General features: G+C 43.0%; 10 protein-coding genes and 1 pseudogene. 5 read left to right on the forward strand and 6 right to left on the reverse strand.

The features are described from left to right. The 4 genes and pseudogenes from F6J94_RS27485 to F6J94_RS27500 form a co-directional block, all read right to left on the reverse strand. Positions 1-433, reverse strand: a 433-nt coding sequence (locus tag F6J94_RS27485; RefSeq protein WP_293046148.1) for an Rpn family recombination-promoting nuclease/putative transposase, incomplete at its 3' end; no start/stop codon positions are given. Positions 434-553: 120 nt separating this feature from the next. Then, positions 554-1,078, reverse strand: coding sequence for an Rpn family recombination-promoting nuclease/putative transposase (locus F6J94_RS27490; protein WP_293046151.1), 525 nt, complete (start codon positions 1,076-1,078; stop codon positions 554-556). Positions 1,079-1,212: 134 nt separating this feature from the next. Further along, positions 1,213-1,416 (reverse strand): annotated as a pseudogene (locus F6J94_RS27495) (DUF2887 domain-containing protein); the annotation flags it as partial. Between the two features lie 104 nt (positions 1,417-1,520). Beyond that, a complete protein-coding gene (locus F6J94_RS27500; RefSeq protein WP_293046153.1) occupies positions 1,521-2,396 on the reverse strand; it encodes an Rpn family recombination-promoting nuclease/putative transposase in 876 nt (291 codons plus the stop codon). 258 nt (positions 2,397-2,654) lie between these two features. Here F6J94_RS27500 and F6J94_RS27505 point away from each other — a divergent pair, with 258 nt between their 5' ends. Then, a complete protein-coding gene (locus F6J94_RS27505; protein ID WP_293046156.1) occupies positions 2,655-3,245 on the forward strand; it encodes a hypothetical protein in 591 nt (196 codons plus the stop codon). On the opposite strand, the gene F6J94_RS27510 is transcribed toward F6J94_RS27505, so the two are convergent. After that, entirely contained in the window at positions 3,224-3,427 is a 204-nt protein-coding gene (locus F6J94_RS27510) for a hypothetical protein (RefSeq protein ID WP_293046159.1), read from the reverse strand. The genes F6J94_RS27505 and F6J94_RS27510 overlap by 22 nt on opposite strands. Before the next feature lie 119 nt (positions 3,428-3,546). Here F6J94_RS27510 and F6J94_RS27515 point away from each other — a divergent pair, with 119 nt between their 5' ends. Both F6J94_RS27515 and nblR read left to right on the forward strand, forming a co-directional pair. After that, complete coding sequence (locus F6J94_RS27515) at positions 3,547-3,747, forward strand: hypothetical protein (protein ID WP_293023962.1); 201 nt, start codon at positions 3,547-3,549, stop codon at positions 3,745-3,747. 269 nt (positions 3,748-4,016) lie between these two features. Then, entirely contained in the window at positions 4,017-4,712 is a 696-nt protein-coding gene (nblR, locus tag F6J94_RS27520) for a response regulator transcription factor NblR (RefSeq protein WP_075900037.1), read from the forward strand. On the opposite strand, the gene F6J94_RS27525 is transcribed toward nblR, so the two are convergent. After that, entirely contained in the window at positions 4,709-5,047 is a 339-nt protein-coding gene (locus F6J94_RS27525; protein WP_293046162.1) for a hypothetical protein, read from the reverse strand. The genes nblR and F6J94_RS27525 overlap by 4 nt on opposite strands. A gap of 134 nt (positions 5,048-5,181) precedes the next feature. On the opposite strand from F6J94_RS27525, the gene F6J94_RS27530 reads away from it, so the two are divergent. Together F6J94_RS27530 and F6J94_RS27535 are read left to right on the forward strand one after the other, a co-directional pair. Beyond that, entirely contained in the window at positions 5,182-5,748 is a 567-nt protein-coding gene (locus F6J94_RS27530) for a DUF192 domain-containing protein (RefSeq protein ID WP_075900041.1), read from the forward strand. A gap of 875 nt (positions 5,749-6,623) precedes the next feature. Next, positions 6,624-6,815, forward strand: a complete 192-nt coding sequence (locus tag F6J94_RS27535) for a DUF2949 domain-containing protein (RefSeq protein ID WP_293023953.1) — start codon at positions 6,624-6,626, stop codon at positions 6,813-6,815. Positions 6,816-6,888: the final 73 nt, after the last annotated feature.

A 6,888-nucleotide genomic window follows, 5' to 3' on the forward strand; every position in this document is an offset into this window, starting at 1 on the left:
GTACTGTAGCTATACCCACCGATGTTGCAGAGGTCTCGGCTAATTCATCGAGATAAATCCGAGATACCCTTGGGGAATCGAGTAATTCAAGATATTGTTGAGTTGCTCCTTTATCCACATTGCGGCTCGGGTAAATCACCACACCACGCCAATCATTGCTGAGTTTAGTTTTGTTTAAGTACATGAAAATTTCGGTAAAGAAGCGGGAGTAAAATTCAGAGTCCCTCTGAAATTGGACTTCTACAAAATAAATTGGTTGTTCGGGTGTGGTGGTTGTCGGCAGGAATACTCCATCAATTCTAAATGCTAGTTGTTTGACTTCCACAGAGGCGAATTGATAAGCTTGTGCTTCTGTAGGGGAATGGTTAATTAATTCAAAGAAGATACTGGGAAACGATTGAAACAGGCGATAGAAGATGGTATCGGTTTTCACATTTAGGTCATTACTTAACTATAGCTATAGTAATGGGTAATGGGTAATGGGTCACCTGCGTAAACCCACCTAGCTCCCATTACCTATTACCCATTACCTAACTATGGGATAGTTTTTGTTTCAGGGATCCGTTGACTGCTCGAGCACCTGTTTGACTTGTTCCACCTTTAATTCTAAAGCTTGGGCAACTTGTTCTACGGTTAAACCCAACGCTAACAACCGAGGTATGGACTCTAATTTGCCTTGAATTTTACCTTCAAGTCTGCCTGCTTCTATACCTTCAGCTAAAGCCTCCTGATAAACTTTAGTTTGCCGTAAATCACTTAAGCTAAACATTGCTTCTATCTCCGTGCGACTGAGTTTGGGTAACTTATACACTAGTATGGTCTCTATTAATTGTAGAAGTTCTCGCTTTTGTGGTTCATTGTCTATCTCCTCAGTGGTTCGTTGAATCAAGTCTTGAGCTTGTGCGATTGCAGTATCTTCCTTGGTGACAATTAGCTGTACTGTAGCTATACCCACCGATGTTGCAGAGGTCTCGGCTAATTCATCGAGATAAATCCGAGATACCCTTGGGGAATCGAGTAATTCAAGATATTGTTGAGTTGCTCCTTTATCCACATTGCGGCTAGGGCGTGTTTTCAAAGTTTTCCACAAGATTATGATCCCCCCCAGCCCCCCTTAAAAAAGGGGGGAGCCATACTCAAAGTCCCCCTTTTTTAAGGGGGATAATGGGGGATCTCCGAGTTTAAAAACACGCCCTAGGGTAAATCACCACAAAATTGGACTTCTACAAAATAAATCGGTTGTTGGGGTGTGGTGGTTGTCGGCAGAAAGACTCCATCAATTCTAAATGCTAGTTGTTTGACTTCCACAGAGGCGAATTGATAAGCAAGTGCTTCCGTAGGGGAATGGTTAATTAATTCAAAGAAGATGCTGGGAAAGGATTGAAAAAGGCGATAGAAGATGGTGTCGGTTTTCACATTTATGTCATTATTTAACTATAGCTATAGTAATGGTAATGGGTAATCAAGTAAACTCACCTAACTCCCATTACCTATTACCTATTACCTATTACCTAAATATGTCAACTATCAGAAGACTGCTGGAGCACCTGTTTCACTCGTTCAACTTCTAATTCTAAAGCTTGGGCAACTTGTTCTACGGTTAACCCCAACGCTAACAACCGAGGTATGGACTTTAATTTGCCTTGAATTTCACCTTCAAGTCTCCCTTCTTGTATACCTTCAAGTCTCCCTTCTTGTATACCTTCAAGTCTCCCTTCTTGTATACCTTCAAGCCTACCTTCTGCTAAAGCCTCCTGATAAACTTTGGTTTGCCGTAAATCACTTAAGCTAAACATTGCTTCTATCTCCGTGCGACTGAGTTTGGGTAACTTATACACCAGTATGGTCTCTATTAATTGTAGAAGTTCTCGCTTTTGTCTTTCATTGTCTACCTCCTCAGTGGTTCGTTGAATCAAGTCTTGAGCAAGTGAGATCGCAGTATCTTCCTCGGTTACAATTAGCTGTACTGTGGCTATACCCACCGATGGTGCAGAGGTCTCGGCTAATTCATCGAGATAAATCCGAGATACCCTTGGGGAATCGAGTAATTCAAGATATTGTTGAGTAGCTCCTTTATCCACATTGCGGCTCGGGTAAATCACCACACCACGCCAATCATTGCTGATTTTGTTTTTGTTTAAGTACATGAAAATTTCGGTAAAGAAGCGGGAGTAAAATTCAGAGTCCCTCTGAAATTGGACTTCTACAAAATAAATCGGTTGTTGGGCTGTGGTGGTTGTCGGCAGGAATACTCCATCAATTCTAAATGCTAGTTGTTTGACTTCCACAGAGGCGAATTGATAAGCTTGTGCTTCTGTAGGGGAATGGTTAATTAATTCAAAGAAGATGCTGGGAAACGATTGGAACAGGCGATAGAATATGGTATCGGTTTTCACATTTAGGTCATTACTTAACTATAGCTATACCTATAGTAACATTAATCGTAATGGTAATGATAATGGTTAATAGGGAATGGGTAATGTAGTTAAACCAGACACAAGCAGGGAACCCGCCCGTATATGGATGTATACTTGAATCTAGGAAACAATTCCTTACCCTAGAGACTGTTGTTTGTAAAATCACACAGAATCAGACCTCAAAAACGGCTGCCTAACTCCCATAACCTATTACCTATTACCCATTATCTAAAAAAAATGATTCAACACTTACTATCCCAAATCAGCGAGCAGCTTAAGCAACAACTAATTCAAGACATCTCTACACCTCAAATAGAAATTGTTGCTCAACCCATTACCGAATCACCAACAACACTACCACACATCAGCATCTATCCCGGTAAATGGGAAATTTCCTCAACATTTAGATCAACCCATCCACAACAGTTACATCCGGAGCAACAAAACCCCACAATAATTACTACATCCAGGGAATTTAAACAAGAGTTTTTTATCGATATCTACGACGCTGACCTAACTAACTTAGAAAAATTGGCTTCCCTAACTACAGGGATTATTTTAAATAACTACAAAGAACTAATCGAAAATTATAATTTATCAACAGCTAACAAGTATCAAGCTCAACAAACATTTACAAGCCACACGATTAGCCAAATTACTATCCTTGAAGGTAGCTACGATTATCTGAATAATACCCCTAAGCTTCAACTAAAATGGCAAGTTATCGGTCAAGTCAACTTTAGCAAGACTATCACAGAATTTGAGCGTCCGATTGCAGAAGTTGAAATTAATCAAACTGTAAGCAGTCAGCGGTCAGCGGTTAGCTGAAAACAAGGGAATCGGGAATCGGGAATCGGGAATCGGGAATCGGGAATTGGTGGCACAGGCTTCGACTTATTAGCTGTTCGCGTAGCGTGCGCGTAGCGCTTAAGCTGATAGCTGATAGCTGTTCGCATAGCGTGCGCGTAGCGCATTAGCTTACGGTATTCTTTGAAAGAGACGCTACGCAAACGCTTTTTTTTATTACCTCTAAAACTTACCCAAAAATATTTTTAAAAACCCTTGACAAATTAAAATATAATCATTACAATAATCAATATAAAGCCACAATGATTTCAAGTTTCGACTTATGTCAAAAAAAATTAACCAAAACCTCAAGAAACAACCTGTTGAGCACACTCTAAAAGGTCCTCGTCAAGCCGTAATCTATAGTATGCAAAGGTTTTATTCCCTTGGCTATGGGGAGATTGCCGACTGGAGCCCTCTGGAGCCTACTGAAACGCCAGGAGAAGTGAAGACAACCATGATGAAGTATTGGCTGTTGCCATAACACCTTAAATTTCTGGGGGGGCTTCCCCCCAGAGCCTTGGCTCCGGTCTGGTCCCGTAGGGTGGCCGAAAGACCAAGGTCAATCAAATAGGATCACATCAGTTTCGGTTTGGGAACTAAGTGACATAAGTCATTTAAATAGCCGTGGATAATATTTCTACGGCTATTTTTTTTACAACTTACCCACTCAGCAATATTTAATGAGGACATGCTAAAACAGGGTTGGTATTCACCATAGTTATATGCAGCTTGTGCTGACAAGCATTATCTATGCCAAATCTGACCCTGGAAAGGAATCCCTGTGTCTTAGTTGTAGAAAACGATCAAATATTGGCGGAACGGCTGAGTCAGGACTTGAAAGAAGCAGGTTATCATACCGTCATTGCCCTTGATGCCGCCATTGCTTGCCATCAAGCTTGTGAACTCCAGCCAGCAATGGTGGTTGTGGATAGAGCCCTTTCAGGAGAATCAGGGCTGAGATTATGCGATCAGCTCAGACGTGAAGGCTCTCGCGTACCTGTAATCATGCTGATGGCTCATGACCGAGTAGAGGATCGAGTGGCTTGTATAGAAGCAGGGGCTGATGATTATTTCCTTAAACCCTATCGTACCGAGCCATTTGTAAAAATGGTGCGCCTTTATCTAGAGCCAAAAACAGGAGGCTCCGAGCAGCTTAGGTTTGGAGAACTAACGTTAGACCTAAGCCAGCGTAGAGCAATGCGCAATGGACGGGTCATTGATTTGACCATGAAAGAGTTTGAACTGCTCAAGTATTTGATCAGCCATCCGAGGGAAGTATTAACTCGCGAACAAATTTTGGAAAATGTTTGGGGTTATGACTTTATGGGAGAGTCCAATGTCATCGAAGTCTATATTCGCTATTTACGTCTCAAGATTGAAGATGAAGGTGAAAGGCGATTAATCCAGACGGTGCGTGGTGTTGGTTATGTGTTGCGGGAGGCTTAGGGTTGTGGGGTTGAAGGTTGTTCGCGTAGCGTGGCCAAAGGCCAAGGTTGAAGGTTGTTCGCGTAGCGTGGCCAAAGGCCAAGGTTGAAGGTTGTTCGCGTAGCGTGGCCAAAGGCCAAGGTTGGAGGTTGTTCGCGTAGCGTGGCCAAAGGCCAAGGTTGGAGGTTGTTCGCGTAGCGTGGCCAAAGGCCAAGGTTGAAGGTTGTTCGCGTAGCGTGGCCAAAGGCCAAGGTTGGAGGTTGGAGGTTGGAGGTTGGAGGTTGAAGGGTGGAGGTTGGAGCTTGAACGGTGTTGGGTGAAACTATACTAGTGGCTGAGTAACCAATCAATGCCATGGTTCGCACTTCCCACTCCCGACTCCCGACTCCCGTTCCCCTCCTGGGAGGGGTTAGGGGTGGGTTCCGACTCCCGACTCCCGACTCCCCACTTCATACTTGATACTTGATACTTGATAATAGGGAAAAGGGCTATGAAGTTTCAAATCACTCTATGTTCAATAGCACTAAGTATTTTACTGATGGGCTGTTCAGCAGGGTCAGTTCCAGAAGACACTATAAATAGTAACTCTGTCAAATCTGGTCAACCGCCAGCAACAGCGCCATCAGTATCACAATCACCAACCAAATTAGGTCAAATGTTACCAATTTCTGCTGAAGCTGAAATCGCAGGTGAGCGGATTTCGCTGGAAGTGGCACAGACCCGTGAGCAAAAGGCAATGGGGTTGATGTATCGCCTATCTCTAGCACCGGATCGGGGCATGTTATTTGGCTTCTACCCACCACGACCTGTCAGCTTTTGGATGAAGAATGTTAAAATCGAGCTGGATATGGTCTTTCTAAGAAATGGGGAAGTAAAAGCGATCGCAAAATCTGTCCCCCCCTGCGAAACCGATGAATGCCCTACCTATGGTCCAGGAATGAAAATTATTGACCAAGTGATTGAACTTCGTGGCGGACGTGCGGCTGAACTGGGTCTGAAAGTAGGTGACCAGGTAAATGTCAAATTTCTGGATGGGAGTACTACCGCACCTAACTAATATAGCGCTACGCGCAAGTTAGAAGTCAGAAGTCAGAAGTCAGAAGTAAGCGATTACTTACGTTTCGGATCTATAGTTAAATGCTTACCTCTGTCGTGGGGCTTCTGGCGGATTAAGCTAAATTAGGGTAATCTTTCCTAAGACAGATGTAAAAATCTCGCAAATGACTATACCCTTGATTACTAATGGCTACCCTTGACATAATTAATCAAGGTTGGGAAAACAAGGGTAGGGGTGACGCTACTGAGTCTTAGCGGTGAATCGCTAAGTTGATGGTGTGAGAGAGTAGTCAGTTATAGCGTACGCCAGCCAAAGTTTTTAACTTGACAGACGCTTGTCACTCAAGCGCCTTAGGGAGTGTGTATTTAAAACTGTCGAATTTTGCTTGACTTAACCATATGAGCTACCAGGGTCTTGCCAACTCACTGTGTTGGCAAGGTCTAGGGGTGATGCTAGTAGGGTATTTCATCTCGATACTGGAAAGAAAGCGATGCAGCGCCGACCTGCGGGGGTTTCCCCCATGAGCGACTGCATCAAGACACATAATATTGCTGTTCTAGGTTGACGAAAATCTCAGGTTGGCAGTGATTTAGGACACAGGTAATCAGCCTTGTAACCCTGAAAATTTACACAGGGGTACTAGAGTGCTAGTCCTGTCATCCTAAACCCTAGTCGGGTGATGATTGGGAAAGTTAACTCTTTTCCTATGGGATTAATTATCCTTAAAACCTGAAAATTCCTGACTGTTTCTATGTCAGTTATAACCGACGCTTGTAATTTCCTAGTGGACAGATGAGATAGTGGCTACTGATGGTTTACACATTCAGATTACTAATTCCAAAATAGAGCCTATTAAAGGAGGTGAAAGACAACTAATGGCACCAAAAACCTATACAAAATTCTTGCATTTTCTCCAAGAAGAGTTAGCAATTTCAAGAGATTCAATTGCGATCGCACAACGACACCGGGAACAAGATCCAGGACTTTGGCCAATGATTCTTTGGCAGTATGGTTTGGTAACTCTGGAGCAATTAGATAAAATTTATGACTGGTTGGAAACAGCCTAAAACCTGATCAATCAATCAGGGAGGAGAGACAAACTATGTCTAAGGAGCTATGTCTTTGGGTTAAAATATCCCA

Origin of the sequence: Moorena sp. SIO1F2 (assembly GCF_010672755.1) — a bacterium.
In the GTDB taxonomy this organism is placed as follows: domain Bacteria; phylum Cyanobacteriota; class Cyanobacteriia; order Cyanobacteriales; family Coleofasciculaceae; genus Moorena.

What these genes read in the sequence shown, in the direction of transcription:
- F6J94_RS27505 (WP_293046156.1), top strand. Translation starts at nt 2,655, where the DNA reads ATGATTCAACACTTACTATCCCAAATCAGCGAGCAGCTTAAGCAACAA.
- F6J94_RS27515 (WP_293023962.1), top strand. Translation starts at nt 3,547, where the DNA reads ATGTCAAAAAAAATTAACCAAAACCTCAAGAAACAACCTGTTGAGCAC.
- nblR (WP_075900037.1), top strand. Translation starts at nt 4,017, where the DNA reads ATGCCAAATCTGACCCTGGAAAGGAATCCCTGTGTCTTAGTTGTAGAA.
- F6J94_RS27525 (WP_293046162.1), bottom strand. Translation starts at nt 5,047, where the DNA reads ATGGCATTGATTGGTTACTCAGCCACTAGTATAGTTTCACCCAACACC.
- F6J94_RS27530 (WP_075900041.1), top strand. Translation starts at nt 5,182, where the DNA reads ATGAAGTTTCAAATCACTCTATGTTCAATAGCACTAAGTATTTTACTG.
- F6J94_RS27535 (WP_293023953.1), top strand. Translation starts at nt 6,624, where the DNA reads ATGGCACCAAAAACCTATACAAAATTCTTGCATTTTCTCCAAGAAGAG.